Origin of the sequence: Streptomyces sp. CB02366 (assembly GCF_001905905.1) — a bacterium.
Lineage (GTDB): Bacteria > Actinomycetota > Actinomycetes > Streptomycetales > Streptomycetaceae > Streptomyces.
The window spans coordinates 687129-714100 of sequence record NZ_LIVT01000001.1 but is presented as its reverse complement, the minus strand read 5'-3'; the positions used below and the strand labels follow the sequence as shown (position 1 = coordinate 714100).

The 26972-nt window shown below is 71.8% G+C and carries 26 protein-coding genes; 12 read left to right on the top strand and 14 right to left on the bottom strand.

The genetic code is table 11. The features are described 5' to 3' along the window. Positions 1-56 precede the first annotated feature (56 nt). Positions 57-659 (top strand): 2'-5' RNA ligase family protein, encoded by a 603-nt coding sequence (locus AMK24_RS03080; RefSeq protein WP_073764703.1) that lies wholly within the window; start codon positions 57-59, stop codon positions 657-659. Positions 660-700: 41 nt separating this feature from the next. On the opposite strand, the gene AMK24_RS03075 is transcribed toward AMK24_RS03080, so the two are convergent. Both AMK24_RS03075 and AMK24_RS03070 read right to left on the bottom strand, forming a co-directional pair. Next, positions 701-1456: a decaprenylphospho-beta-D-erythro-pentofuranosid-2-ulose 2-reductase gene (locus AMK24_RS03075; RefSeq protein WP_073765633.1), complete on the bottom strand. Its 756-nt coding sequence runs from the start codon at positions 1454-1456 to the stop codon at positions 701-703. A gap of 55 nt (positions 1457-1511) precedes the next feature. Further along, positions 1512-2900, bottom strand: a complete 1389-nt coding sequence (locus AMK24_RS03070; protein WP_073764701.1) for an FAD-binding oxidoreductase — start codon at positions 2898-2900, stop codon at positions 1512-1514. 172 nt (positions 2901-3072) lie between these two features. On the opposite strand from AMK24_RS03070, the gene AMK24_RS03065 reads away from it, so the two are divergent. Next, positions 3073-4020, top strand: coding sequence for a YihY/virulence factor BrkB family protein (locus tag AMK24_RS03065; protein ID WP_073764699.1), 948 nt, complete (start codon positions 3073-3075; stop codon positions 4018-4020). Here AMK24_RS03065 and AMK24_RS03060 read toward each other — a convergent pair. Continuing rightward, positions 4017-5378 (bottom strand): D-alanyl-D-alanine carboxypeptidase family protein, encoded by a 1362-nt coding sequence (locus tag AMK24_RS03060; protein ID WP_073765631.1) that lies wholly within the window; start codon positions 5376-5378, stop codon positions 4017-4019. The two genes, AMK24_RS03065 and AMK24_RS03060, sit on opposite strands and share 4 nt — an antisense overlap. A 133-nt stretch (positions 5379-5511) precedes the next feature. Here AMK24_RS03060 and AMK24_RS33645 point away from each other — a divergent pair, with 133 nt between their 5' ends. The 3 genes from AMK24_RS33645 (at position 5512) to AMK24_RS03045 (ending at position 9068) form a co-directional block, all read left to right on the top strand. Next, entirely contained in the window at positions 5512-5757 is a 246-nt protein-coding gene (locus AMK24_RS33645; protein ID WP_145797862.1) for an SCO4848 family membrane protein, read from the top strand. A gap of 33 nt (positions 5758-5790) precedes the next feature. After that, positions 5791-7242 (top strand): metallophosphoesterase, encoded by a 1452-nt coding sequence (locus AMK24_RS03050; RefSeq protein ID WP_073764697.1) that lies wholly within the window; start codon positions 5791-5793, stop codon positions 7240-7242. Positions 7243-7514: 272 nt separating this feature from the next. Further along, the gene (locus AMK24_RS03045; RefSeq protein ID WP_073764695.1) at positions 7515-9068 is read left to right on the top strand and encodes an ABC transporter substrate-binding protein; all 1554 of its coding nucleotides are present in this window, start codon (positions 7515-7517) and stop codon (positions 9066-9068) included. Between the two features lie 5 nt (positions 9069-9073). Here the strand turns inward: AMK24_RS03045 and AMK24_RS03040 are convergent, their stop codons facing one another. From AMK24_RS03040 to AMK24_RS03000, 9 genes are all read right to left on the bottom strand, one after another. Continuing rightward, positions 9074-9817 (bottom strand): TetR/AcrR family transcriptional regulator, encoded by a 744-nt coding sequence (locus AMK24_RS03040; RefSeq protein ID WP_073764693.1) that lies wholly within the window; start codon positions 9815-9817, stop codon positions 9074-9076. A 10-nt stretch (positions 9818-9827) separates the two neighbouring features. Further along, positions 9828-10328 carry a DCC1-like thiol-disulfide oxidoreductase family protein gene (locus AMK24_RS03035; protein ID WP_079190401.1) on the bottom strand — a complete coding sequence of 167 codons (501 nt, stop codon included), beginning with the start codon at positions 10326-10328 and terminating at the stop codon, positions 9828-9830. Then, complete coding sequence (locus AMK24_RS03030) at positions 10301-10735, bottom strand: hypothetical protein (RefSeq protein WP_073764691.1); 435 nt, start codon at positions 10733-10735, stop codon at positions 10301-10303. The genes AMK24_RS03035 and AMK24_RS03030 overlap by 28 nt, the downstream gene beginning before the upstream one ends. Positions 10736-10943: 208 nt before the next feature. Then, positions 10944-11543, bottom strand: coding sequence for a hypothetical protein (locus AMK24_RS03025; RefSeq protein WP_073764689.1), 600 nt, complete (start codon positions 11541-11543; stop codon positions 10944-10946). A gap of 143 nt (positions 11544-11686) precedes the next feature. Beyond that, positions 11687-12454 carry a succinate dehydrogenase iron-sulfur subunit gene (locus AMK24_RS03020; protein ID WP_073764687.1) on the bottom strand — a complete coding sequence of 256 codons (768 nt, stop codon included), beginning with the start codon at positions 12452-12454 and terminating at the stop codon, positions 11687-11689. After that, positions 12454-14208 (bottom strand): succinate dehydrogenase flavoprotein subunit, encoded by a 1755-nt coding sequence (sdhA, locus tag AMK24_RS03015; RefSeq protein WP_073764685.1) that lies wholly within the window; start codon positions 14206-14208, stop codon positions 12454-12456. The genes AMK24_RS03020 and sdhA overlap by 1 nt, the downstream gene beginning before the upstream one ends. A 30-nt stretch (positions 14209-14238) precedes the next feature. Then, positions 14239-14721, bottom strand: a complete 483-nt coding sequence (locus tag AMK24_RS03010; RefSeq protein ID WP_073764683.1) for a succinate dehydrogenase hydrophobic membrane anchor subunit — start codon at positions 14719-14721, stop codon at positions 14239-14241. 5 nt (positions 14722-14726) lie between these two features. Then, complete coding sequence (sdhC, locus tag AMK24_RS03005) at positions 14727-15107, bottom strand: succinate dehydrogenase, cytochrome b556 subunit (RefSeq protein WP_073764681.1); 381 nt, start codon at positions 15105-15107, stop codon at positions 14727-14729. A gap of 212 nt (positions 15108-15319) precedes the next feature. Continuing rightward, on the bottom strand, positions 15320-15868 hold the full coding sequence (locus AMK24_RS03000; RefSeq protein ID WP_079190400.1) for a 2-oxo-4-hydroxy-4-carboxy-5-ureidoimidazoline decarboxylase: 549 nt from the start codon (positions 15866-15868) through the stop codon (positions 15320-15322). Between the two features lie 576 nt (positions 15869-16444). On the opposite strand from AMK24_RS03000, the gene AMK24_RS02995 reads away from it, so the two are divergent. After that, the gene (locus AMK24_RS02995) at positions 16445-18052 is read left to right on the top strand and encodes a family 20 glycosylhydrolase (RefSeq protein ID WP_073764679.1); all 1608 of its coding nucleotides are present in this window, start codon (positions 16445-16447) and stop codon (positions 18050-18052) included. An 81-nt stretch (positions 18053-18133) separates the two neighbouring features. On the opposite strand, the gene AMK24_RS02990 is transcribed toward AMK24_RS02995, so the two are convergent. Together AMK24_RS02990 and melC1 are read right to left on the bottom strand one after the other, a co-directional pair. Then, the gene (locus AMK24_RS02990; RefSeq protein WP_073764677.1) at positions 18134-18958 is read right to left on the bottom strand and encodes a tyrosinase family protein; all 825 of its coding nucleotides are present in this window, start codon (positions 18956-18958) and stop codon (positions 18134-18136) included. 16 nt (positions 18959-18974) lie between these two features. Then, positions 18975-19400, bottom strand: a complete 426-nt coding sequence (melC1, locus tag AMK24_RS02985; RefSeq protein ID WP_073764675.1) for an apotyrosinase chaperone MelC1 — start codon at positions 19398-19400, stop codon at positions 18975-18977. 676 nt (positions 19401-20076) lie between these two features. Here melC1 and AMK24_RS02980 point away from each other — a divergent pair. From AMK24_RS02980 to AMK24_RS02955, 6 genes are all read left to right on the top strand, one after another. Next, on the top strand, positions 20077-20898 hold the full coding sequence (locus AMK24_RS02980) for a DUF4328 domain-containing protein (RefSeq protein WP_073764673.1): 822 nt from the start codon (positions 20077-20079) through the stop codon (positions 20896-20898). 109 nt (positions 20899-21007) lie between these two features. Then, the gene (locus tag AMK24_RS02975; protein WP_073764671.1) at positions 21008-21598 is read left to right on the top strand and encodes a hypothetical protein; all 591 of its coding nucleotides are present in this window, start codon (positions 21008-21010) and stop codon (positions 21596-21598) included. A gap of 385 nt (positions 21599-21983) precedes the next feature. Then, on the top strand, positions 21984-22073 hold the full coding sequence (gene kdpF, locus AMK24_RS02970; protein WP_032746149.1) for a K(+)-transporting ATPase subunit F: 90 nt from the start codon (positions 21984-21986) through the stop codon (positions 22071-22073). 8 nt (positions 22074-22081) lie between these two features. Then, complete coding sequence (kdpA, locus tag AMK24_RS02965; RefSeq protein ID WP_073764669.1) at positions 22082-23746, top strand: potassium-transporting ATPase subunit KdpA; 1665 nt, start codon at positions 22082-22084, stop codon at positions 23744-23746. Further along, on the top strand, positions 23743-25863 hold the full coding sequence (gene kdpB, locus AMK24_RS02960) for a potassium-transporting ATPase subunit KdpB (protein WP_073764667.1): 2121 nt from the start codon (positions 23743-23745) through the stop codon (positions 25861-25863). Before kdpA ends, kdpB begins: the two co-directional genes overlap by 4 nt. A 6-nt stretch (positions 25864-25869) precedes the next feature. Then, complete coding sequence (locus AMK24_RS02955) at positions 25870-26541, top strand: potassium-transporting ATPase subunit C (protein WP_073764664.1); 672 nt, start codon at positions 25870-25872, stop codon at positions 26539-26541. Positions 26542-26972: the final 431 nt, after the last annotated feature.

The window sequence follows — 26972 nt, the reverse complement described above, 5'->3', positions numbered from 1 at the left end:
CGCCCGGCCCGCACGGCATGACCGAAAAGCGACCATCGACGACGGAGGAGAACGACGTGGGGACCGTAACGCTCGGCGTTTCGATCGCGGTCCCGGAGCCCTACGGCAGCCTGCTCCAGGAACGCCGCGCGAGCTTCGGTGACCCTGCCGCCTACGGCATTCCCACCCACGTCACCCTGCTTCCGCCGACGGAGGCGGACGCGGCGGACCTGCCGGCGATCGAGGCGCACCTCGACACGATCGCCACGGCCGGCCGGCCGTTCCCGATGCGGCTCTCCGGCACCGGCACCTTCCGCCCGCTCTCGCCGGTCGTCTTCGTCCAGGTGGTCGCGGGCGCCTCGGCCTGCTCCTGGCTCCAGAAGCGGGTACGGGACGCCTCCGGGCCGCTGGTGCGCGAGCTCCAGTTCCCGTACCACCCGCACGTCACCGTCGCCCACGGCATCTCCGAGGAGGCGATGGACCGGGCCTACGAGGAGCTGGCGGACTACGAGGCGGCCTGGACCTGCGGCTCCTTCGCGCTGTACGAGCAGGGCCCGGACGCCGTCTGGCGCAAGCTCCGCGACTTCCCCTTCGGTGGAGGCGGCGGCGCGCCCGCCGTCCCCGCCCAGGGCGGCTGCGCGGTCGAGGTGTCGTCCTCGGCCCCGTCGCTGCGGCCCTGATCCGGCCGCCCGGGGCCGGCTGACCTAGGGGAAGCCCTCGCTCAGACCGGCAGCCGGCGGAACAGCGGGCGCGGGAGGTGCCGCAGCGCCGCCATCACCACCCGCAGCGAACCGGGCACCCACACGGTCTCCGAGCGCCGCCGCAGCCCGGTGACGATCGCCTCCGCCACCTCCTCCGGGCCGGTGGCGAACGGCTGCTCCGGCCGCCCCGCCGTGTGCCGCGTCCGGACGAAGCCCGGCCGGACGACCAGCACCTGCACCCCGGTCCCCTCCAGCGCGTCCCCGAGCCCCTGGGCGAACGCGTCGAGCCCCGCCTTGCTGGAGCCGTAGATGAAGTCCGCGCGCCGGGCGCGCTCCCCGGCCACCGAGGACAGCACCACCAGCGAACCGTGCCCCTGCGCCTGGAGTGCGCCCGCGCACACCAGCCCGGCGGAGACCGCCCCCGTGTAGTTGGTCTGGGCGACCCGGACCGCGGCCATCGGCTCCTCCTCGTCCCGCGCCTGGTCGCCGAGGACTCCGAACGCCATCAGCACCACGTCGACGTCGCCCTCCGCGAAGACCTTGCCGAGGACCGCCTCGTGGGAGGCGGGGTCCAGCGCGTCGAACTCGACGGTCCACACCTCCGCCCCCCGGCCCCGCAGCTCGGCGGCGGCCGACTCCAGGGCCGGGGAGGGGCGCCCGGCCAGCCAGACCCGGCGGGTGCGCAGGGCGATCAGCCGCCGCGCGGCGGCCAGGGCGATCTCGGAGGTGCCGCCGAGGACGAGCAGGGACTGCGGGGCGCCGAAGGCATCCTTCACGTACATCTCCTGTCAGAGGGTGGGGGAAAGCGCGGGCGGACGGGGCGGAGGCCGTTCACAGCCCGAGGCGGCGCGCGAGGTCGGAGCGGAACGCCCCGGTCGGGTCCAGCCGCGCCCGCAGCTCCCGGAACTCCGCGAGACGCGGGTACATCGCGGCCGCCGTCTCCGGCCGCATCCGGGAGTCCTCCGCCAGGCAGACCCGGCCCCCGGCGGCGGCCACCTCCTCGTCCACGCCGTCCAGCAGACGGGCCAGACCGGGCAGGGCGGCGGGCAGGTCGAGGGTCAGCGACCAGCCGGGCGCGGGGAACGACAGGAGGCCGGGGCCCGCCGCCCCGAACCGTTGCAGCACGGCCCGCAGGGCGGGGCCGCGGTGCGCCGCGAGCCGGCGCACCACCCGGTGCAGGGTCTCCTCGTGGCCGTGTCCCACGGTGAACGCGTACCGCACCAGGCCGTACCGGAGATTCGCCTCCGGGCCGGCGTCCGGGGCGTGGAAGAAGGCCGTCGCTGGACGCGGCTCGCCGGTGCGCACGCGGGGCGCGAGCCGGTGGCGGACCCCGTTGCCCAGGGCGGCCGGGCCCGGCCCGAGCAGTCCGCCCGGCACCGGAGGGAGCCCGGCGAGGAGGCCGGAGAGGGGGCGGGGCAGGAGGGCGGGGGACGGGGACCGCCACCCGGCGCCGGAGCGGCCGGGCCACCAGGTGCGCCCCGCGTGCGCCGGGCGCGCATGAGGAGGCGCGTGCTCCCCCCGGGTGAGGACCCCGCGCCCCACGGCCCGGCCCCGGGCCGTGGGATCGATCCACGCGGAGGCGTACGGCAACCGGTCCCCGCCCGCCGTGAACCGGGCCAGGAGCTCGTCCAGGTCCCCGGCCCGCTCGGTGGAGACGGACATCAGCGGCGTGGCGACGGGCCGCAGCCGGAGCGTGGCGCCCAGGATCACCCCGGTCAGCCCCAAACCCCCCGCGGTCGCGTCGAAGAGAGCGGTGCCCGGCAGCACCGTACGGATCTCGCCGTCGGCGGTGAGCAGCTCCAGGGCGCTCACGTGCCGGGCGAAGGAGCCCGAGCGCCGGTGGTCGAGGCCGGGCAGGTCGGAGGCGATCGCCCCACCCACCGTCAGCCGGCCGGTCCCGGGCACGACCGGCGGGAGCAGGCCCAGCGGCAGCAGCACCCGCAGCAGCCGCTCCAGGCTCACTCCCGCGTCGCAGCGCACCGCCCCGGCGGCCGGGTCGACGGCGCCGATCCGGGCCAGCCCCGTCAGGTCGAGCACCGAGCCGCCGGCGTTCTGCGCCGCGTCCCCGGGCGACCGTCCCAGCCCGCGCGCGAGGACGCCCCGCGGCCCCCGCCCGCGTACGACGGCGGCCGCCTCCTCGTACGTACGGGGGCGGAACCGCACGGCGGTCGTCGGGGCGGTGCGGCCCCAGCCGGTCAAGGACACCGTGTCGACGGACATGAAGGTGACCGTATCGTCCGCTAAATCCCCTTTGCGGCATTGGTCGGTCGGCTCACCGGAACGGGTGATGGTGGGTGTGTCGGCGGAGCGGGGCGGGCATCCGCCGGAGGGGTCCGGGAGAGTCCGGGGCGGGCCACTGGTGTTCCGGGCCCAGGAGGGTAGGCGTGAGGCCATGGACTGGCTGAAGAGACTCCCGGTGATCGGTCCCCTGGTCGCCCGGCTCATGGAGACGCATGCCTGGCGTTCCTACGAGCGGCTCGACCGGGTCCACTGGACCAGGCTCGCGGCGGCGATCACCTTCATCAGCTTCCTGGCGCTCTTCCCGCTGATCGCGGTCGGCGCGGCGGTCGCCGCCGCCCTGTTGAGCGACCGGCAGATCGACACCCTCAAGGAGCAGGTGGCCGACCAGGTGCCCGGCATCTCCGACCAGTTGGGGATCGACGGGCTGATCGCCAACGCGGGGACGATCGGCCTGGTGGCGGGCGCCCTGCTGCTGTTCACCGGGGTCGGCTGGGTCGGTTCGCTGCGGGAGTGCCTGCGCGCCGTATGGGAGCTGGACGACGTCCAGGAGGCCAACCCGGTCGTCGCCAAGGTGAAGGACGCGGTCCTGCTGGTCGGCCTCGGCGGCGCGGCGCTGGCCACGCTGGCGGTCTCCACCGTCGGTTCGACGGCGGTCGGCTGGACCGCCGACCTGATCGGCATCCCCGAGAACGGGGCCGGCGGCTTCCTGCTGCGGGTGGCGGCGCTGGTGGTCGCGGTCGCCGCCGACTTCCTGCTGCTGCTCTACCTGCTGTCGCTGCTGCCCGGCGTGGAGCCGCCGAGGCGGCGGCTGGTGGTCGCGGCCCTCCTCGGGGCGGTCGGCTTCGAACTGCTCAAGCTGCTGCTGGGCAGCTACATGAAGGGCGTCGCTGGCAAGAGCATGTACGGCGCGTTCGGCGTGCCGATCGCCCTGCTCCTGTGGATCAACTTCACCGCGAAGCTGCTGCTGTTCTGCGCCGCCTGGACGGCGACCGGCAGCAAGGAGGAGGAGGGCGTGGGACGGGAGGAGGCCGGGGAGCCCGGCGAGCCGGGGACGGAGCAGGCCACCGCCGAGGCCCCCGGCGGCTCCACCCGCGGCTAGGGCTTGTCGGCCGGGGCGGCCGGGGCGGGTGCTCCGGCGCTCCCCGCTCCCTCCTCGCCGTCCCCCGTCTCCGGCTTCCCCGCCGCTTCCGCCGTCCCCGTTCCCGCTTCGCGGGCCCGCCCGGTCAGCGGCCAGCGGCGGTTGACCAGGAAGACCCCGGCGGCCAGGACCACCAGCAGCCCGCCGATGATCGCCAGAGCGGTCCCGACCCCGTTGGAACCGTCCGAGGCGGACGCGTGCGTGGCCTCCGCCTGGTCACCCGCACCCTGGTCCGTTCCGGCCGCGGGCGCCGCGCCCTTGCCGCCGGTCGTGGAGCCGGTACCGGTGTCCACGGACTTCGGCGGCACCAGCTGGCCGACCGGGGCCACCTTGCCGCTCGCGGCGAAGCCCCAGTCCAGCAGGTGCGCGGCCTCCTTGTAGACGGCGTGGCTCTCCTCCGCGGACGGGTTCATGACCGTGACCAGCAGCACCTTGCCGTTGCGCTCGGCGACGCCGGTGAAGGTGTTGCCCGCGTGGGTGGTGTAGCCGTTCTTGACGCCCGCGATGCCCCGGTACGGGTCCACGCCGATGTCCCCGGTGATCAGCCGGTTGGTGTTCTGGATCTCGAAGGAATCGCGCTTCTCGCCCTTCTTCTTCTCGCCCGGGAAGACGGCCGACGCGGTCGCGGCGTACTCGCGGAAGTCCTTCTTCTGGAGTCCGCTGCGGGCGATGAGGGTCAGGTCGTACGCGCTGGAGACCTGGCGCGGCGCGTCGTAACCGTCCGGCGAGACCACCACGGTGTCCAGCGCCTGGAGCTCCTCGGCGTGCGCCTGCATCGCGTCCACCGTCTTCTGGACGCCGCCGTACATCTCCGACAGGACGTGCACCGCGTCGTTGCCCGACCGCAGGAACACCCCCAGCCACAGGTCGTGGACCGTGTAGGTGTGGTCCTCCTTGATCCCGACGAGGCTGCTGCCCTCGCCCACCCCGGACAGCTCGCTCTCCTTCACCTTGTGGGTCAGGGTGGCGGGCTGGAGCGCGGGCAGGAGCGTGTCCGCGAAGAGCATCTTCAGCGTGGAGGCGGGCGGCAGCCGCCAGTGCGCGTTGTGCGCCGCCAGGACGTCCCCGCTCTCCGCGTCCGCGACGATCCAGGAGCGGCCGCTCAGCTTCTTGGGCAGCACCGGTGCTCCCGGGCCCAGGTTGACCTGGGTGCCGGCCTTGCCGAGCTGCTCGCCGCCCAGGCTCGACATGGTGTTCGGCGGCTTGGGCTGTTTGTCGTCGCTCTTGTCCTTGTCGGCCGCCGCAGCGGGACTGAGGACGAAACCGGACAACAATGCGGCGGAGGCGATCGTGAGGACGATCTTTTTCAGAGCAGGCACGGTCGGAAACGTACAGGGAGAAGGAAGGGATGCGGACCCGGACCGGCGGACCCGCCGCAGGGAACGCCAGGACGGCCCTGTCCGGACGCGACCCCGGAGGAGAGCGCCGGCCGACGGCGGCGATACTGGATCCATGAAGCTCAGCCGCCGCGTGTCCTGGTTCCTGCTCGCGTTCGGGGTGTGGAGCTGGTTCATCTGGATCACTTTCGTCAAAAACCTGTGGCAGGACGGCAGCGGCCTCGCCTTCGACGACGCGGGCGATCCGACCGGCTACTTCTGGGTGCACCTGCTGCTCGCCGTCACGTCCTTTCTTCTGGGGACGGCGGTCGGCGTGATCGGGTTGCGCGGAGTCCGGGCTTTGCGCGACGAGCGCGCATGACGACGGGAACGTGGGGAAGCTCGGATGGCAGCAGTGGTCTTCGCTCTGGTGGCGCTCGTGGTGCTGGCGCTGCTCGGCGCCGTACACCGGTACCTGTGGCGGCGCTTCGTCGGTGACACCACCGCGCCGGGCAGCACGCTGCGCCGGGTGGGCACCGTCGCGGCCTTCGCGCTCCCGCTGCTGAGCGTCGGCGCGATGGCCTCGGGGCGGGTGGGCGCCCCCTTCCGGCTCCAGCAGGTGCTGGCCTGGCCGGGCTTCCTGTGGCTGGCCTGCCTGCTGTACCTGACGCTGGCGCTGCTCGTGGGCGAGGTGGTCCGCCCGGTCCTCCTCCGCCTTCTCGCCCGCCGCGACGCGAGGGCGGGCGCGCCGGGAAGCGGAACGGCATCCGGAACCTCCTCCGGAACGGCGTCCGCAGCGGTGACGGGCTCGGCTGCCGACCCGGACCCCGTGGCCCCGGGCGGGCCCCGCCCCCGTAGCGAAGAGCTGGTGCCGTCCGGATCGGCCGGCGTGTCCACCTCATCGGACCTCTCCCCGGACGCCCCCTCGCCCGCCGACCCGCACTCCGCGGACCCGGCGGTACGGACGGCCGCGGAGCCGGTGACGGAACCGGAAGCGGAATCCACGACGGAACCCGCGGCGGAGCCGGCCGCCCCCGCCGCCCCCTCCCGTCGTCTCTTCGTCTCCCGGGTGGTCGGCGGCGCGGCGGCCGCCGCCGGGCTCGCCACCGTCGGGTACGGCGCCTACGGCGTGCTGCGCGGCCCGAGCGTCAAGCGGATCACCGTCCCGCTGGCCAGACTGCCCCGCGCGGCCCATGGTTTCCGGATCGCCGTGGTCAGCGACATCCACATCGGCCCGATCCTCGGCCGCGCGCACACCCGGCGGATCGTCGACACGATCAACGCGACCTCGCCCGACCTGATCGCCGTCGTCGGCGACCTCGTCGACGGGTCCGTCGCCGACCTCGGCTCCGCCGCCGAACCGCTGGCATCCCTGCGGGCCCGGCACGGCAGCTACTTCGTCACCGGGAACCACGAGTACTTCTCCGGCGCGCAGCAGTGGGTCGACCACGTCCGCGAACTGGGCCTGGTCCCGCTGGAGAACGCCCGGGTGGAGATCGAGGGCTTCGACCTCGCCGGCGTCAACGACATCGCGGGCGAGACCGAGGGCCAGGGGCCGGACTTCGCCCGCGCGCTGGGCGACCGGGACCGGGGCCGTGCCGCCGTCCTCATGGCGCACCAGCCCGTCGTGATCCACGACGCCGTCGAGCACGGCGTGGACCTCCAGCTCTCCGGACACACCCACGGCGGACAGCTCTGGCCCGGCAACTACCTCGCGGAGCTGGCCAACCCCACCGTCGCCGGGCTCGAACGCTACGGCGACACCCAGCTGTTCGTCTCGCGCGGCGCCGGAGCCTGGGGGCCGCCGGTCCGGGTGGGCGCGCCGTCCGACATCACCGTCGTGGAACTCGCCTCCCGCCAGGCGTAGCCCCGTTGCGGGTGCGACGGGTCGGGAACTCCGGTTCGATCGTCATGAAATCCACACCGCGAGATCACCGTCCGCTACATAAACCCGCAGGTGGAAGGCAGGAAACAGCCTTTTCGGACAGAGTTTCCCGATCGTGTCCAACAAAAGGCTGTGAGCGCCCCATTTACTCTTCCAGATGTGAAAATCGTGTGATTGGGTAAGCGCGAACATGCGGCGATGTGCGCGTCCCAGACGCCACCGCCGAGGTGGGGTTGGCAAGGGAGAGCACGGCAATGCGGTCGGTCCGGGTGCGGATTCTCGCGATTCTCGCGGTATTGGTCATAGCGGGCGTCGGTGCCTGGCAACTGCTCCCGTCGGGGGAGGGGAAGACCGACGCGATCACGGTCGGGACGTCGGACGTCGTCACCTCGCTCGACCCGGCCGGCGCCTACGACGCGGGTTCCTGGGCGATCTACAGCAACATCTACCAGTCGCTGATGACCTTCAAGCCCGGCGCCGTCACCCCGGAACCGGACGCGGCGGAGAGCTGCGGGTTCGTCGGGCAGAAGCTCCAGACGTACCAGTGCAAGCTCCGGGACGACCTGGTCTTCTCCAACGGCCGCAAGATCACCGCCGAGGACGTCAAGTACTCCTTCGACCGGATCTTCACGATCAAGTCGGACGTCGGCCCCGCGGGCCTCTTCCCCACGCTCGACACGGTCACCACCGAGGGCCGGACGATCACGTTCAACCTCTCCGCCCGGGACGCGACCTTCCCGCAGAAGATCGCCACCGGCGCCGCGGCGATCGTCGACCCGACCAAGTACCCGAAGGACAAGATCCGCAAGGGTGACCAGGTCGACGGCTCCGGCCCGTACGTCCTGAAGTCGTACGAGACGAACAAGAGCGCCGAGCTGGTGCCGAACCTCAAGTACAAGGGCGCGCTCAAGAAGACCGGCGAAGCGGTCGACATCCGGTACTTCAAGACCTCCGAGGAGCTCCAGAGGTCCTGGGACGAGGGCGAGGTGGACATCGCGCACCGCCAGCTCCCCTCCGAGACGCTCGCCGAGCTGGACCAGAACGACCCGGAGGTGCGGGTGACCGAGGCGGCCAGCGCCGAGATCCGCAACGTCGTCTTCAACCTCCGCGAGGACTCGCCCTTCCGGGACAAGAAGGTCCGCCAGGCCGTCGCCGCGCTCCTCGACCGGGGCCCGCTGGTGCGGAACGTCTACCAGGGCACCGTCGACCCGCTGTACTCGCTGATCCCCACCGGCTACATCGGGCACAGCACCCCCTTCTTCGACACCTACCCCGCCTCCGACCCCCAGCGCGCCGCGCGACTCCTGGAACAGGCCGGGGCGAAGACGCCGGTCCCCGTGTTCTTCGCCTACCGCGAGGGCGACATGTACACCAAGGAGACCGCCGAGCTGCGCCGGCAGATGGAGAAGGACGGCCTGTTCAAGGTCACGCTCAAGGCCGTGGAGTGGACGAAGTACCAGAAGGAGTACGCGGCCGGTAAGTACGACATGTACACCGTCGGCTGGTTCCCCGACTTCCCGGACCCGGACACCTTCAGCCAGCCCCTCGTCGGCACCGGGAACGTCCTGCACAGCGGCTACTCCAGCAAGAAGATGGACCAGCTGATCGCCGCCACGCAGCAGTACAGCGACCGCAGCCGCACCTCCGGCGACTTCAAGGACCTCCAGACGCTGGTCGTCGAGGACGTGCCCCTGCTGCCGCTGTGGCAGAAGAAGGACTACGTCGTCGCCAAGTCCGACGTCGCCGGCTCCCAGTACCTCTCCGACGGCACCGGCACCTGGCGGCTGTGGGAACTCAGCTGGATCTGACCGGGTCAGCCGACGGGACGGCCGGGGCCCCGCGCCCCGGCCGTCGCCGTACCCGGAAGGAACTCCACCAGCAGCCCGTGGACCTGGCGCACCAGCGGACGCAGCACCCGGAACCGGGAGAGCGCGACGGCCCGTGCCGCGATCGGCGCGGTGCGCTCGACCAGCCGGCGGCTGCGCTCGGCGCCCTCGCTGCGGTCGTACACCCAGTAGAGCACCAGCCCCATCTGCATCAGCCACATCAACTGCGGCAGCAGCGGAGCCAGTTCCGGATCGCTCTTGACGTCGGCTCCCGCCAGGCACCGCTCGTGGATGGAGATCGCCGCCTCCCGTGCGGCGGAGGAGTCCTCGGAGAACGGGGAGAGCGGGCTGTCCGGGTCGGCCGCGTTCTTGAAGAACTGGGCGGCGAAGCGGTGGTACGGCTCGGCCACCTCCAGCCAGCCCAGCAGTACGCCCCTGATCCGTGCGGTCAGGTCCCGGTCGCCCTCCAGCACCGGCCGGACCGCCGTCGCGTGCTCGCCGGCGATCCGGTCGTAGAAGCCCTGGACCAGGTGCTCCTTGGAGGAGAAGTAGTAGTAGGCGTTGCCGACCGAGACGCCCGCCTCCTGGGCGATGGCCCGCATGGTCGTCCGGTCGTAGCCCCGCTCCGCGAAGAGCCGGAGCGCCGTTTCGAGAATCAGCGTGCGGGTCTGCTCGCTCTTCGCGGCCCTGGCCGGCCTGTTCTCCTGCACGTTCTTCTCTTCCTTCACCACGGGCCCAAGGTTAGCGGGGCCCTTGGGGTCCGCCCGGCGGGGCGGCCCACGCGGGGCCCCCGGGGGCGCAGAGCGGCACGGCCGCCGAGCGGTAGCGGGCGGCCGCCAGCACGGTGCCCCTGACGAAGGGCCGCCCGGCCGGGGTGGTCAGCCAGTGGGCGCGGGAACGGTACGCGGCCAGCGCCCAGAGGCAGACGATCCAGGCGGCGCCCTCCCGGTAGACCTGCCCCAGGTCGCCGACCACGGTGATCTCCCGGAGCGTCGCCGCGTGGTCCAGCGCCGGGAACAGCCGCCGCGCCCGCGCCGACCCGGCCGGCACGAGGTCGAGCGGGACGAGCTGCCGCTGCCGCTGAAGCCAGCCCCCCAGGTGGACGCAGAGCGGGCACCGCTCGTCGTAGAGCACGGTGAGCCGGCGCACGGGCCCGGCGACGGGGTACGGAGCCGGGCCCGGCGCCGCCGGGGGCACGGCCCCGGCCGCCGGGCTCACCGCCCGGCCGCGGGGGCGGCCCACGGCCCCTGGGGGGCCGGGGGAGTCCAGCCCTGCGGCGCCACCGGCGGCGTCTGCTCGCGCTCCACCGCGCTGCGGCGGCGGATTCGGCTGAGCACCCACACGTTGCCCAGGTGCATCACGCCGAGCACCAGCAGGACCACGCCCACCTTCACCGACAGCGCTTCGAACAGCTCCCGGGCGGTGGCCACCCCGTCGGCGTTCTTCAGGTAGAGCGCGACGAACCCGAGGTTCACCAGGTAGAAGCCGACCACCAGCAGGTGGTTGACGGCCTCGGCGAGCTTCTCGTTCCCCCGCAGCACGTCGGCGAGGAAGACCCTCCCGTGGTGGCTGAGGGTGCGGGCGACCCAGACGGTGAGCGCCACGCTGACGAGCAGATAGACGACGTACGCGACCACAGTGAGGTCCATGCCCCACCCTCCCTTGAACGCGTTCAAAAAGCCTTGTGGGCATGACGATAGCCCCCTTCTTGAACATGTTCAATAAAGGGGGTCGCGGGAGGGGTGCGGCTGGGCCGCCGCCGCAGGGGCGTCACCGGGCCGAGCCGCCCGGCCGCGGCCCGGGGAGGCGACGGCGGCCGGGTGCGCGAAACGTGTCGGGGGCGGGGCCCCGGCGGGCTCAGGCGCTCAGGGAGCGGGCCTGGTTGAGCTGGCCCATGACCGCGGGGAAGGTGTACGGGCCCATCGCCGGGATCATCGTGGAGTGGTGCCGGCCGCCGCTGGTGACCGTGACCTGGATGAAGCCGGTCGTCCGCTTCTCCTTCATCAGCAGGAACAGCAGGCCGATCAGGCAGAACAGGGCGAAGACGATCGCCAGCACGACCGCGTGCGCCGGGATCTTCTCCTCGGTGCGCGACATGTCCGTGGCTGTCCAGACCGCGCCCTTGAGCGGCATGGACCCGGACGGGGTGACGATCGCGTCGCTCATCACGGTGATGTCGCCGATCGAGAGCAGCGGCACACCGCCCTGGCCCGGCATGCCCTGAGGCGCCGGAAGGTACTGGCCGGGCATGGCCGGCTGCCCGTACTGGGGGTAGCCGTAACCGGGGCCGGGCTGGGCCGCGGACTCCGGCAGCGGCTGCGGATAGCCGTACGCCGGCGCGCCTCCCGGATTCGGGTAGCCGTACGCCTGGCCGTCCGCGACGGTGGGCTGGTGGCCCGGCTGCTGGGGCGGGCCCCACGTGTACGCGTCGCCCGCGGACGGATTCGGCTCGCTCACGAGTATCCCCGTTCTCTTTCTTCGGTCGTCGACTGCGCTGAACCGTACCGCCCGCGCGGGCCCGGTGCAGCAACAGGCCCCGCCTCCGGCAGCGGTGGGCTGCGGGGGCGGGGCCTGTCGGGACGACCGGGGTGACGAGAGGGTCAGAAGCGACGCGTGATGAGCGCGCGCTTCACCTCCTGGATCGCCTTGGTGACCTCGATACCGCGCGGGCAGGCGTCCGTGCAGTTGAACGTGGTGCGGCAGCGCCACACGCCGTCACGGTCGTTGAGGATCTCCAGCCGCTGCTCGCCGGCCTCGTCGCGCGAGTCGAAGATGAAGCGGTGCGCGTTGACGATCGCCGCCGGGCCGAAGTACTGCCCGTCGTTCCAGAACACCGGGCACGAGGACGTGCACGCGGCGCACAGGATGCACTTGGTGGTGTCGTCGAACCGCTCGCGGTCCTCGGGGGACTGCAGGCGCTCGCGGGTCGGCTCGTTCCCCTTGGTGATGAGGAAGGGCATGACGTCGTGGTACGCCTGGAAGAACGGGTCCATGTCGACCACGAGGTCCTTGAGGACCGTGAGGCCCTTGATGGCCTCGACCGTGATCGGCTTGTCCGGGTTGATGTCCTTGATCAGCGTCTTGCAGGCGAGCCTGTTCTTGCCGTTGATCCGCATCGCGTCGGAGCCGCAGATCCCGTGGGCGCAGGAACGGCGGAACGTCAGGGTTCCGTCCAGCTCCCACTTGATCTTGTGAAGGGCGTCGAGGACACGCTCCTTCGGGTCGATCTCGATCTGGAAGTCCTGCCACTCGACCTGGTCCGACACCTCGGGGTTGAAGCGGCGGATGCGGAACGTGGCGGTGATGAACGGCGAGTCGGCGAAACCGGCCTCGGCCTTGTCGGTCTTGTCCAGGGTCGGGGTAGCCATCAGTACTTACGCTCCATCGGCTGGTAGCGGGTCGTCACGACCGGCTTGTAGTCGAGCCGGATCGACTCGGCGCCGTCGGCGGCCACCTCGCGGTACGCCATGGTGTGGCGCATGAAGTTGACGTCGTCGCGGTTGGGGTAGTCCTCGCGGTAGTGACCGCCGCGGGACTCCTTGCGGGCGAGCGCGGAGACCGCCATGACCTCGGCCAGGTCGAGCAGGTTGCCCAGCTCGATGGCCTCCAGCAGGTCGGTGTTGAACCGCTTGCCCTTGTCCTGGATGGACACGTTCAGGTAGCGCTCGCGCAGCTCGGCGATCTTGGCGACCGCCGTCTTGATGGTCTGCTCGGTGCGGAACACCATCACGTTGGCGTCCATGCACTCCTGGAGCTCCGTGCGCAGCGCCGCGACGCGCTCGGTGCCGGTGGAGTTGCGCAGCCGCTCCACCTGGTCGGCGACGAGCTGGGCCGGGTTCTCGGGCAGCTCGACGAAGTCGCTCTTCGCCGCGTACTCGGCGGCCGCGATGCCGGAGCGCTTGCCGAAGACGTTGATGTCGAGCAGCGAGTTGGTGCCCAGGCGGTTGGCGCCGTGCACCGAGACGCAGGCGACCTCGCCCGCGGCGTACAGGCCGGGGACGACGGTGGTGTTGTCGGCCAGCACCTCGCCCTCGACGTTGGTCGGGATGCCGCCCATGGCGTAGTGCGCGGTCGGCTGGATCGGGATCGGGTCCGTGTAGGGCTCGATGCCGAGGTACGTCCGCGCGAACTCCGTGATGTCCGGGAGCTTGGCGTCCAGCTGCTCCGGCGGCAGGTGCGTCAGGTCCAGGTACACGTGGTCGCCGGCGGGACCGCAGCCGCGGCCCTCGCGGATCTCCGTGTAGATGGAGCGCGAGACGACGTCACGGGAGGCGAGGTCCTTCATGACCGGCGCGTACTTCTCCATGAAGCGCTCGCCGTCCTTGTTGCGGAGGATGCCGCCCTCACCGCGGGCGCCTTCCGTCAGCAGGATGCCCATGCGCCAGATGCCCGTCGGGTGGAACTGGAAGAACTCCATGTCCTCCAGCGGCAGACCGCGCCGGTAGCAGGCGGCCTGGCCGTCACCGGTCAGGGTGTGGGCGTTCGACGTCACCTTGAAGAACTTGCCGGTGCCGCCGGAGGCGTAGATGACCGACTTGGCCTGGAAGATGTGGATCTCACCGGTCGCCAGCTCGTACGCGACGACGCCGGCGGACGTCTTGACCCCGTCGACCTCGGTGATCAGCTGGTCCAGGACGTAGAACTCGTTGAAGAACTCCACGCCCTCCTTGACGCAGTTCTGGTACAGCGTCTGGAGGATCATGTGGCCGGTGCGGTCGCCCGAGTAGCAGGCGCGACGGACCGGGGCCTCACCGTGGCTGCGGGTGTGACCGCCGAAGCGGCGCTGGTCGATCTTGCCCTCGGGCGTGCGGCCGAACGGCAGGCCCATCTTCTCCAGGTCGAGGACGGCGTCGATGGCCTCCTTCGCCAGGATCTCGGCGGCGTCCTGGTCGACCAGGTAGTCACCGCCCTTGATCGTGTCGAAGGTGTGCCACTCCCAGTTGTCCTCCTCCACGTTGGCCAGCGCTGCGGCCATGCCGCCCTGCGCGGCGCCCGTGTGGGAGCGGGTGGGGTAGAGCTTCGTCAGCACGGCGGTGCGGCTGCGCTTGGTGGCCTCGATGGCCGCGCGCATGCCGGCGCCGCCGGCGCCGACGATGACGGTGTCGTACTTGTGGATCTGCATGGTTTTCCTCTGGTCCCTCTGTCCCGGCGCCTAGCGGATGTTCGGGTCGAAGGTGAAGATCACCAGCGTGCCCAGCAGGACGGTGAACACCGTGGCGGTGTACAGGAGCATCTTCAGCCAGAAGCGGGTGTTGTCCCGCTCGGCGTAGTCGTTGATGACCGTACGGAGGCCGTTGGCGCCGTGGAGCATGGCGAGCCACAGCATCGTCAGGTCCCAGACCTGCCAGAACGGCGAGGCCCAGCGGCCCGCCACGAAGGCGAAGCCGATCTTGGAGACGCCGCCGTCGAGCACCAGCTGGATCAGCAGGTGGCCGAGGACGAGGACGACCAGGACGATGCCCGACAGGCGCATGAAGAGCCAGGCGTACATCTCGAAGTTGGTGCGCGATCCCTTGGGCGTCTTCTCCGTCCGCTTGCGCGGCGGCTCGATCACCGGGGCCGGGTGGTCGACGTCGTAGAGGCTCACGCCCTCGACGTCGCCGATCGCGGCTGCGGAAGAGGTCTCGCTGGACATGGGCCTCAGCTCCCGAAGAGATCGCGTACGGCGTGACCGAGGACGGGGTACAGGGCCCCGACCATCAGCACGATCCAGATGCCCACCACGGTCCAGAGCATCTGCTTCTGGACGCGCGGGCCCTTGGCCCAGAAGTCCACGGCGATGATCCGCAGACCGTTCAGCGCGTGGAAGAGAATCGCGGCCACGAGGCCGTATTCGAGGAACGCGACGGGCCACGTCTTGTAGGTGGCCACGACGTCGTCGTACGCCTCGGGGGATACGCGGACGAGTGCGGTGTCCAGGACATGTACGAACAGGAAGAAGAAGATGAGGACACCGGTGACTCGATGAGCCACCCAGGACCACATGCCTTCCCGGCCGCGGTACAGCGTTCCAGCCGGCACGGAAGAACCCTCCGGGAGCGGGGATGAGGGCCGGCCGGCTTGACTGTCGGTCTGACCCGGCCGGGTACGGTCCACCGGCCCCGGCCATCGTAGCGACGCATTGTCGGTTCGTTCGCGCCGGGGCCTCCGGTGTGATCAAACCGGCAATCAAACAGGCACGTACGGGCTAGGGCGCGGCGTGTCGCGGGGGCGTACCGGGGGAGGCGGGGGTCCTACCGGCCGGGGTCCGCGGTGATCATTTCCAGGATGCGGCTCCGGGCGAGTCGGCGCAGCTCCTCGGCGGTCACGGCCCGCTCCTCGTCCACCTCGTGCGCCAGCCGGACCCGGATCCCGGCCAGCACCTGGTCCACGTGCTGGGAGGGCGCGGAGGGGTCCAGGCAGATCACGAAGGCGTGGCCGAACCGGCTCTCGTACGCCGCGTGCGCGGCCCGCAGCGCCAGATGGGCGCCGGGATACGCGTCGTGGTGGAGGCAAGGGGCAGGCTCGGCGGCCAGGGCCTCCGCGATGTCGTCGGGCGCGAGGTCGTAGCCCGCCTCGTCGGACGCCGCCAGTAGGGCGCCGAGATCGGGGTAGGGGCGGTGGGCGGCCATGCGGTGGGCCCACCGCAGGCTGCCGCAGCACTCCAGGAAGGCCGCCTCGGCTGCGGCGAAGGGGAGGCTGTTGAAATGGGCGAGGCCGACGGCAGGGTCGATCGGCGGCGCGCCGGCGTGCTCCGGCCCCGGGCCGGCGCCGGGCGCCGGACGACACGGCTGTACGGGCACGGCCGACCGGCCGGCCGGGGGCGTGGACCGCTTCGGCAGGCCGGCGGGGGACTCGCTGGACCTGGACAGCGTGGGCTCCTCGTGTCAACGGCGGCTGGGGCTCCGTGGTCCCGGAAAGGGACGCTCCGTCCTGGGAAGACAGGCCAGGGTGCGGCGGGGTTGCCCGGAGGGGGAGTGAGTTCCGCTGGGTGGGACGGGATCCGCGGGGGCGGGAGCGCCCTCCGCGGGGGTGGTGCTGCGTTCCGTGTGCTGGGCGAGCGGGTCGGGGGCCGGGAGGGTGCTCCGGGGAGGGCGGCCCGGGGAGATGGAGGGGGAGGCGCGGGACGCGTGTGCCGCAACGCTAGCGAGATCGGCCGGGGGACACCCGGCGGCCCACGGCGGAATCACCCGAACGGGAGAGTTTCGGAACGGGTGATGGACGTCTGACCAGCAGTCCGTCGAGGATCGTCCGCTTATCCGACCTCCCCGGTGGGCGATCCCCGGACAAAAATGCCAATCTTGCTCTCAGATCACCCATTTCCCCCTCTCTTCACTCTTTTCGCCCGCATGCAGTCCCGTAATGGAGGAATCTGTCCGATGTCGCCCTCGCGTGGTGCCCTCGTCACCGGCGCGGCCGTCACGGCCGCGGCCGCCGTCGTCCTCACCGTCGTCGTCTGGCCGGAAGGCTCCGGCAGCGGGTCCTCCGGCGACACCGCGTCGCCCTCCGGCACCTCCGCCGAGGCGGCCCCCTCGCCGTCCCGCAGCTACCCGATGTCCAGTGCGCCGAGCACGGTCCCCGCCGTGCGCGAGCACACCGCCGCCCGGGGGCCCGGCTGGCGGCCCGGCAAGGACAGCGGGGTCGTCATCGCCCAGGGCAGCCAGGTGCTCGCCGACGAGGCGCGGCTGCTCGCCGACGAGCTGAAGATCCGCTACCGGGGCGCCGAGCCGGCGAAGGCGGGGGACGTCGAGCTGGCACTCGGCGACAAGGACGCGGGCCCCACCGAGTCGTACACGCTCACCGTGCGCGACCGGAAGGTGAGGATCACCGGACCCGACGAGTCGGGCGTCTTCTACGGCACCCGTACGCTCAAGCAGTCCCTGAAGGCGGACGGCACGGTCCCCGAGGGCGTCGTCAACGACCGGCCGGACCGGCCGCAGCGCGGGCTCAACCTCGACATCGCCCGCAAGCACTACAGCGCGGAGTGGATCGAGGACCGCATACGCGAGATGGGCGACCTCAAGCTCAACCAGCTCGGCCTGCACTTCTCCGACGACCAGGCGTTCCGGATCGAGTCGAAGTCCCATCCCGAGGTGGTCGCCGACGAGGCCCTCACCCAGGACGAGGTCCGCCGCATCGTCGGTCTCGCCAACAGCCGGCACATCGAGGTCGTCCCCGAGATCGACTCGCCCGGACACCTCGGCGCCGTCCTGGCCGCCCACCCCGACCTCCAGCTGCGCAACACGGCGGGCGTCCCGTCGAAGGGGTCCATCGACATCTCCGAGCCGGGCGCGGCCAAGATCATCGACGAGCTGCTCGACGAGTACACCGAGCTGTTCCCGGGGCGTTTCTGGCACCTGGGCGCGGACGAGTACCAGGCGCTGACCGTCCAGAACCCGGCCGCCTCCTACCCGCAGCTCCAGCGGGCGGCGGAGAAGGAGCACGGCTCCGGGGCCACCATCGAAGACCTCGCCACCGGCTGGCTGAACGACCGCGCGGCCGTCGTCGTCCCGAAGGGCCGGACCGCCAAGGCGTGGAACGACGGCCTCTTCCGGGGCACGAAGGTCAAGGCCGACGAGAACATCGAGATCGAGTACTGGACCGGCAAGGAGATCGGCGCCCGCCCGCCGCAGGAATACCTCGCCGCGGGCTACAGGATGCTGAACCTCAACGACGAGTTCCTCTACTACGTGCTCGGCGAGCCGAACGACTTCACCTACCCGACGGGCAAGCGGATCTACGAGCAGTGGACCCCGCTGGTCCTGCGCGGCACCGAACCCGTGGCCGAGCGCTACTCGAAGCAGATCCTCGGCGGCCGGTTCGCCGTCTGGGGCGACCTGGCGAACGCGCAGACCACCGAGCAGGTGGCGAACGGCATCCGGATGCCGCTGGCGGCCACCTCGCAGAAGCTGTGGGACCCGCGGAAGCCCTCGCTGAGCTGGGCGCGGTTCCAGGAGCTGGCGGAGCGGACGGGCAGCGCGGGCTGACCGCCGCGGCAGGACCCGCGACGGGCCGCCGCCCCCGCCGCCGCGCGGCGGCGGGGGCGGCGGCCCGTCTCCGCCGAACGATCAGGCGTAGGTGTAGAACGGGGTGTGGTCCAGCATGTCCTGGGGGGTCGTGGCGGGGAACGGCGGCATGGTCTCGTTCAGGTCGATCACATCGGCCGTGCCCCCGGCGGGGAGGTACGGGGCGCTGGTCGGATGGAGCGCCTGCCAGTCGGCCCAGAGCTTGTCGACGAACGCGTGGTGCAGCCAGAACACCGGGTCGTTCGGGGAGACGCTGGACTCCATCTGGCCCCAGACCCAGGTGTGCACGCGGTTGTGCATGCTCATGTACCCGTTCGAGCCCTCCAGCGTGGCGCGGAAACCGGCCGAACCGTCGCGGAACGGGGCGGAGTCGTAGGTGGGGATGGCGAGGGCGGAGTCGACCTCGGCCTTCGTCGGGAGCGTGGAGACGCGGTAGCCGAGGTTGCGGGCGAGGAACTCGCGGCTGTCGACCTGGACGCTGATCTTCCAGTTGCCGGTGGAGAAGGCGAAGGGGCCGTCCATCACCTGGTCGTCCAGGGGGCGGCCGGTGCCGCCGAGGAAGTCCGGCGCCCAGAGGGAGGAGGCGACGGTGTTGTCGGCGGTCCAGTCCCAGTAGGGGATCGACACCGAGGGGTTGAACTTCTGCAGCTCGCGCTCGAAGTCGATGAGGAACTTGCGGTGCCAGGGCAGGAACGACGGTCCGAAGTGGCCCACGTAGACGCCGGTGTTCATGTCTATCGCGAACCGGGTGCGGTGGGTGGAGACGAACTCGTCGTACACGCCCTTGCGCTTCATCCCCAGGACGGCGTCGACGAAGGCCTTCTTCTCGGAGGCCGTGAGGTCCGCCTGGTTCTTGCGTACGGTCATGGTGGCTGCTCCCGGCTCAGGCGGTGGGGTCGAACGGGACGACGGAGGCGCCCTTGAGTGAGATGACCGCCGTGCGAGCGGCGTCGAGCGGGGACGCGAACCTCTCGTAGTGGTTGATCGCGCTGCTCCAGCCGCTCTTTCCGTGCTGCATCACGTGGAGTTCGCGGCCGTCGATCAGCACCCGGTAGACGGCGTTGTGCCCGGCGTCCGCGTGGGCGTGCGCGTGGGCGTGGGCCTCGGCGGGCCCGCCCTGGATGCGGCGCCCCTGGAAGACCTCGTCGAAGGGCGCGGGCCCCCCGGCGGCGCCCGGCGCGGGCGCTTTCCTCTCCCTGGGCGCGGCCGAGACGGGGCCCGTGGACGCGGAGGCCATGCCGACGAGCGCGATGCTCGCGGCTACACCGGTGGCGGCCCCGAGGGTCTGGCGGCGAGTGGGTCTGGACATGGCTGAAAATCCCTCCAGAACATGGCTGAGGCGGCCCCTCGGGTGGGCGGGAGCCGCCTCCGCCATGTCTACACGGGCCGTGACGCCCGCAGAAGGAGGACGATGTCGGTTGGCTCTCTTACGGACACGTCTGCACAGGTCACAGGGGCGGCACCGGAGCGGTCCGGATGCGGTGGACGTGGACTGCGGAGGGCACGAGCGCAGATTCCACCGGAAATGTGCCCTGCCTGTGAAGATCCTTCGGTTCATGAGGGCTTGCTGTACGTCGAGTCAGTGGTTTAGACCTGACTGGAAATAGCTGCTGAGGGCGGGTCGGATGTGCGTTTCTCGCCCGGGTTCACCCGAGTCCATCCGAGTTCGGACGAATTCGGGCGAGTTCGGACGAGTTCGGACGAGTTGGATCGGATTAACCGAGTCGGCCGGAGGCCGGTGCGGTCCGGGAGCTCCGCGGAGTCCGGGGGCCGGGGCGGAGCGGAAAGCGGTTGCCGCCGCCCCCGGCCTCCGCCGCCTCCCCGGGAGGCCGGCCGCCCCGTAACGACCTGTTCCTCCCTCCGCCCGCCTGCGAAGATATGAGGCCGACGGCCCGGCGACCGGCCGGGCCGCGCCGCGTCGGCCGTGCGCTCGTGGGGAGGGCGTGCGGCCGTGCATCCGCACCGTGCCCCGGGGGACCACTTCCATGCTCTGCACCCGTTGCCGTATCAGAACGGCCGTCACCGACGACGGCCTGTGCACCTTCTGCTCGGGCACCCGGCCTCCGCTGCCCGACGGCCTGATGCCCGCGGCGCCCGGGCCGGGGGGCTGGGGCGTGGGCACGTGGCCGCGCTCCCCGGTCGGTCTCGCGCGGGCCGTGACGGTGCTGCTCGGCGTGGTCGTCGCCGCCGACCTGTTCGCCATCGCCACCGGACTGCGGGTACGAAGCCTCTGGGACCGCCTGGTGAGGGACGGCTCCCCGGGCGTCCACGATGGCGCCGACCGGGGAGCCGTACGGCTGTACGACGTCGCGGCCACCGCCCAGGGCGCGGCGCTGCTGGTCACGGCCGTCGTCTTCATCGTCTGGTTCCACCGGGCCCGCCGGAACGCCGAGGTCTTCGACGCCGGGGTGCAGCGGATGGGCCCCGGCTGGGCGGTGGGTGGCTGGTTCGTCCCGTTCGCCAACTTCTGGCTCCCCTACCGCGTCGCGAGCGGTGTGTGGGAGGCCAGCGCGCGGACCGGGCCGGAGGCGGGGTGGCGCACGGCGTCGAAGACCCCGCTCAACCTCTGGTGGGGGGCGTGGGTCGCGAGCCTGATCTCCTCCCGCCTGGCCGGGCGCATGTGGGAGAGGGCCGAGGAGCCCGAGGAGATCGTGCGGGCCGCGGGGCTGGTGGCGGCCTCCGACGCGCTGGACGTCGTCGCCGCCGTGCTCGCCGTCCTCTACGTCCGCGCCGTGACCCGGATGCAGGTCGAACGGGCCGCTCGTTCCCAGGTCCCCGCCCCGGCGGCCTCCGACAGCCGGCCCTGACCGTCCGGCGGGGACGGGCGCCGGGGCGGGACGACAGCCGCGGCGCTCGCTCCGAGGTGACGATTTTCAGCCATTCGACGCAGTACCCGGTAGACCGAGGGAGACGTCGATGAGTCTGCTGGACCTGATCGAACGAGCTGACGCGCGCACACTCGCAGCCAGTGCGGTGGCCTGCCTGGACCGGTGCCTGCCGCTGCTCGCGGGGGCCGGGGCCGAGCCTCTGCGCCCGCTCTGGGCGAGCTGCGAGGGGGGTCGGAATTGGGCCACTCGGCTCGCTGCGGTGCGGGCGGAGCTGGGGGACGCCGCCGGGGACGTCGTCGGCGCCGACGACCCCGCCGCGCTCGTACGGGCCGTACTGGCCACCGCCCCCTCCGACTTCGCCGCCGCCCCGCTGCGGGAGTGGGCCGACGCCTGCTCGCTGCTCGCGCTCCGCGTCCACGGCCGGTTCGACGCCCCGGACGGGGGCGCGCCGGTGGACGAGGACCACGTGATCAACGCTGCTCGCGGCGGCGAACCGGCCGCCGTGGGCCCCCTGGTCGCGGGAGAGCTGGAGCGGCAGGTCCGCATTCTGGAGACTCTGGCGGAGACGTCCGGCACGGCGGGCAGCGGCGCGGGCCTCCGCAAGGCGCTGGACCTGTCCACCGAGGGTCGCCGCGTCCTGCGCGCGGTGGTGTCCCGCCGGGCCCGCGTCCGAGGCTGAGGTCCGCGGGGCCGGCAGGGGGGAATCCGGCGGGCGGGGCCGGGGCGCGCCGGGACGGCGCCGGGGCGCCCGGTCGGGGCCGGGGCCGTGAGAAGCGGTGCGCCGGGGCCCGGCGCACCGCCTCGCCGGGCGGCGGGACCGGCATCCGCGTCAGGCCCGCGTCAGAGCGCCGTCAGACCGGCGTCAAAGGCGGGGACGTATCCGTATGGACCCCGTCAAGGGGGCTCATCCCCCGCGGGGAGCGGAGGTTTGCTCTTATCGGCCGAACGGCCGATCACCTTCCCCGCACACCCCAGGAGTTCACGATGGCCGATCCGGCCTTCGTCGCCACCACGATCGCGATATTCGCGGCGGTGGCTCTCGTCGCCCGCGGAGTGACCAAGCCATGACCGTCGAGAATGTCGTCGGCCTCGTCGTGGCCGTTTCCCTGCTCGGATACCTCGTCCTGGCCCTCCTCTTCCCGGAGAGGTTCTGAGAACGGACATGAGTTCCCAGCTCGCCGGCCTGCTCCAGCTGGCCGCCCTGATATCCGCCCTCGCCCTCTCCTACCGCCCCCTGGGCGACTACATGGCCCGGGTCTACTCCTCCGAGAAGCACTACCGGCCGGAGAAGTGGATATACCGGGCCATCGGCGCCGACCCCGACGCCGAAATGCGCCTGCCCGCCTATCTGCGCGCCGTGCTCGCCCTTTCCGCGGTGAGCGTGCTCCTCCTCTACCTGATGCAGCGGGTGCAGGGGTCGCTGCCGGGATCGCTCGGCTTCTCCTCGATCGACCCGGACCAGGCGTTCAACACCGCCGCCTCGTTCGTCACCAACACCAACTGGCAGTCCTACTCCGGCGAACAGGCCATGGGGCACGTCCTGCAGACCGGCGGCCTGGCCGTGCAGAACTTCCTTTCCGCCGCCGTCGGCATGGCCGTCGCGGTGGCGCTCGTCCGAGGCTTCGCCCGCTCCCGTACCGGTGAACTGGGCAACTTCTGGGCCGACCTGGTACGCGGAACCGTACGAATCCTGCTGCCCCTCGCGGTGGCCGGAGCGATCGTCCTGGTCGCCTGCGGGGTGATCCAGAATTTCTCCGGGATCCACCCCGTCGGACAGTTCACCGGCGGTACGCGGGAATGGAACGGCGGCGCGGTCGCCTCCCAGGAGGCCATCAAGGTGCTGGGCACCAACGGCGGCGGCTATTTCAACGCCAACTCCGCCCACCCCTTCGAGAATCCGAACCCGCTGTCCAATCTTTTCGAGATCTTCCTCATCCTGCTGATCCCGTTCGCCCTGACGCGGACCTTCGGCCGGATGGTCGGTTCGCTGAAGCAGGGATACGCGGTCCTCGGCGCGATGGCCGCCATCTGGCTCGGCTTCACGGCGCTGATGATGTGGAGCGAATTCGCCCACCGCGGGCCCGCGTTCGAGATCGCGGGCGGCGCGATGGAAGGAAAGGAGACCCGTTTCGGCATCGCCGGATCATCCCTCTTCGCCGTGGCCACCACTCTCACCTCCACCGGTGCGGTGAATTCCTTCCACTCCTCGTACACCGGGTTCGGCGGCGGTATCACGATGCTGGGCATGCAGCTGGGCGAAATCGCCCCCGGCGGCGTCGGCTCCGGTCTCTACGGCATGCTCGTCATGGCGGTCATCGCGGTGTTCATCGCCGGACTGATGGTCGGCCGCACCCCCGAATACCTCGGCAAGAAGATCGGCGCCCGGCAGATCGAACTCGCCGCCTGCTACCTCCTCGTCACCCCGGCGCTGGTGCTCGGCCTCACCGCCGTGGCGATGGCCCTGCCCGGCCCCGCCGACTCGATGACCAACACCGGCGCGCACGGCTTCTCCGAGATCCTGTACGCCTACACCTCGGCCGCCAACAACAACGGCTCCGCCTTCGCCGGGCTCAACGCCGACACCCCCTGGTTCAACACCACCCTCGGCATCGCGATGCTCCTCGGCCGGTTCCTGCCGATGGTGTTCGTCCTCGCCCTGGCCGGCTCGTTCGCCGAGCAGCGGCCGGTGCCGGAGACCGCGGGCACGCTGCGCACCGACAAGCCCCTCTACACGGGCCTGCTCGTCGGCACGATCCTCGTCATCACCGGACTCACCTACTTCCCGGCCCTGGCGCTGGGCCCGCTCGCCGAAGGGCTCGCCTCATGAGCACCGCCGCCCCCGCCCGCCCCCCTCGTACCGACGTGCCGCCGACCGGCGGGCCCGGAACCGCCGCCCGGGCCGGCAGCGGGCTGTTCGCCCCGCGGCAGCTCGTGAAAGCGCTCCCGGACGCGCTGCGCAAACTCGACCCGCGCGTGATGATCGCGTCCCCGGTGATGTTCGTCGTCTGGGTCGGCTCCGTCGTCACCACCGCGCTGGCGCTCACCCACCCGACCGACCCGTTCGGCTGGGCGATCACCGGCTGGCTCTGGCTGACCACGGTCTTCGCCAACCTGGCGGAGGCGGTCGCGGAGGGACGCGGCAAGGCCCAGGCTGCCACGTTGCGCAGGGCGAAGACCGGCACCGTCGCCCGCCGCGTCGTCGACGGCGCCGGGGCCCGTACCGAGGAACGGGTCGCCGGAACGGACCTGCGCGTCGGAGACCTGGTGGTCTGCGAGGCCGGTGACGTCATCCCCGGCGACGGGGACGTGGTCGAAGGCGTCGCCTCCGTCGACGAGTCCGCGATCACCGGTGAATCGGCCCCGGTCATCCGCGAGTCCGGCGGCGACCGGAGCGCGGTGACCGGCGGTACGAAGGTGCTGTCCGACCGGATCGTCGTCAGGATCACCACGAAGCCGGGCGAGACCTTCATCGACCGCATGATCGGACTGGTGGAGGGCGCCTCCCGGCAGAAGACGCCCAACGAGATCGCCCTGAACATCCTCCTGGCGTCCCTCACGATCGTCTTCCTGCTCGCCGTCGTCACCCTGAAGCCCTTCGCGATCTACGCGGGAGCCGACGACCAGACCTCGATGACCGTGCTCACCGCACTGCTGGTGTGCCTGATCCCCACCACGATCGGCGCGCTGCTGTCCGCGATCGGCATCGCGGGCATGGACCGCCTCGTCCAGCGCAACGTGCTGGCCCTGTCGGGGCGCGCGGTCGAAGCCGCCGGCGACGTCTCGACCCTCCTCCTCGACAAGACCGGCACCATCACCCTCGGCAACCGGCAGGCGGCGGAGTTCGTCCCGGCCGCGGGAGCGACGGCGGCCGAACTCGCGGACGCCGCCCGGCTCTCCTCGCTCGCCGACGAGACCCCCGAGGGCCGGTCGGTCGTCGCGCTGGCCGAGGAGGCGTACGGGCTGCCGGGGCGGGACGCGGGGCGGCCGCCGGGCGCCGAATGGGTGGAGTTCACCGCCCGGAACCGGATGTCGGGCGTCGACCTGGACGGGCGCTCGGTCCGCAAGGGCGCGTCCGGCTCCGTCGTGGCCTGGGTGGAGGAGCGCGGAGGCCGCGTCCCCGAGGACGTCCAGGCACTGGCCGACCGCGTCGCCCGGGCCGGCGGCACGCCGCTGCTGGTGGCCGTGGCGGACGGCGGCGGCGCCCGGGTCCTCGGCGTGATCCACCTCAAGGACGTGGTGAAGGAGGGCATGCGGGAACGGTTCGAGGAACTGCGCCGCATGGGCATCCGTACGGTCATGATCACGGGCGACAACCCGCTGACCGCGAAGGCGATCGCCGAGGAGGCGGGGGTCGACGACTTCCTGGCCGAGGCGACGCCCGAGGACAAGATGGCCCTCATCAAGCGGGAGCAGGCCGGCGGCAAGCTCGTCGCGATGACCGGCGACGGCACCAACGACGCACCCGCGCTCGCCCAGGCGGACGTCGGCGTGGCGATGAACACCGGCACCTCGGCCGCCAAGGAGGCCGGGAACATGGTGGACCTCGACTCCGACCCCACCAAGCTGATCGAGATCGTCGAGATCGGCAAGCAACTCCTGATCACCCGGGGTGCGTTGACGACGTTCTCCATCGCCAACGACGTGGCGAAGTACTTCGCGATCATCCCCGCGCTGTTCACGGTGGCGTACCCGTCGCTGGACCGGCTCAACGTCATGGGCCTGGCCTCGCCCGAATCCGCGATCCTCTCGGCGGTCGTCTTCAACGCCCTGGTCATCGTCGCGCTGGTGCCGCTCGCCCTCAAGGGCGTCCGCTACCGGCCCGCGAGCGCCGACCGGATGCTCCGCCGCAACCTCGGGATCTACGGACTCGGCGGCATCGTCGCCCCGTTCATCGGCATCAAGCTCATCGACCTGCTCCTCTCCCTCCTCCCCGGAATCGGCTGATCCGCCATGACCCACACCGCCGTCAGCGGCACCGCGCGCGTACTCGGCGCCGCCCTGCGCGCCCTGCTCGCCCTCACCCTCGTCTGCGGGGTCCTCTACCCGCTCGCCGTGACCGGCGTCGCCCGGACGTTCTTCCGCGACCGGGCCGACGGCTCCGAGATCACCGACGCGAGCGGGCGGGTCGTCGGCTCGTCCCTCATCGGCCAGCGCTACGACCTCCCGGCCGAGAAGGGCGAGGAGACGCCCGCCCCGGACCTGCGGTGGTTCCAGCCGCGCCCCTCCCGCGGGCTGGGGACCAACAGCGTCAACACCCGGTACGAACTGATCCTCTCGGGCGCCACCAACCGTTCCGGCGACGACGAGGAGCTGATCGGATGGGTGAAGGCCGCGAAGGCCGCCGTGGTGAAGGACAACTCGACCGCCGCGTACACGGTCCGGCCGGACGACGTCCCGCCCGACGCCGTCACGTCCTCCGGCTCCGGCCTGGACCCTCACATCTCACCCGCGTACGCCGAACTCCAGGTCCACCGGGTCGCGGACCGGAACGGCCTCGCCGTCCGGGAGGTCGAGCACCTGGTCGAGGAGCACACCACCGGCCGCCTGCTCGGCTTCCTGGGCGAGCCCCGGGTGAACGTCCTCGAACTGAACACGGCGCTCAGGAACGCGGTACGGGGCTGAGCGGCCCCGGCCGGCCCCGGGCCCTCCCCGGCGCCGGCCCTCCGCCCGGCCCGGCCCGGGGCCGTGGGCGGCTGCGCGGCGATCGTCACCGCCGCCGGAGCCGTTGCGGACGTGGACGATCGCCTCGGCGACGGAGGCGGCCGGGCGGGCTGTCGGACACGCTCTCCGCGCGGGCGGCCCGAGAGAGGGCCGGTCCGGGGGCCGCGCGGTGGAGGCGGGTGGCCGGGCGTGCCGGACGGGGGGGGGAATGGAGCGACGACCGGGGCCGCCACCCCCCACAGGAGAGGCCCCGGCCGTCTTCCACGGGGCCGCAGCACGACCCCGTACTCTCCTCTGCGCCATGACTGCGTTTTCTGTCACACCCGGGGGCACGGCCGACGAATTGTTGCGGGTTGTACAAGTCATGGACGCGGCACCCGCCGAGCACGTAG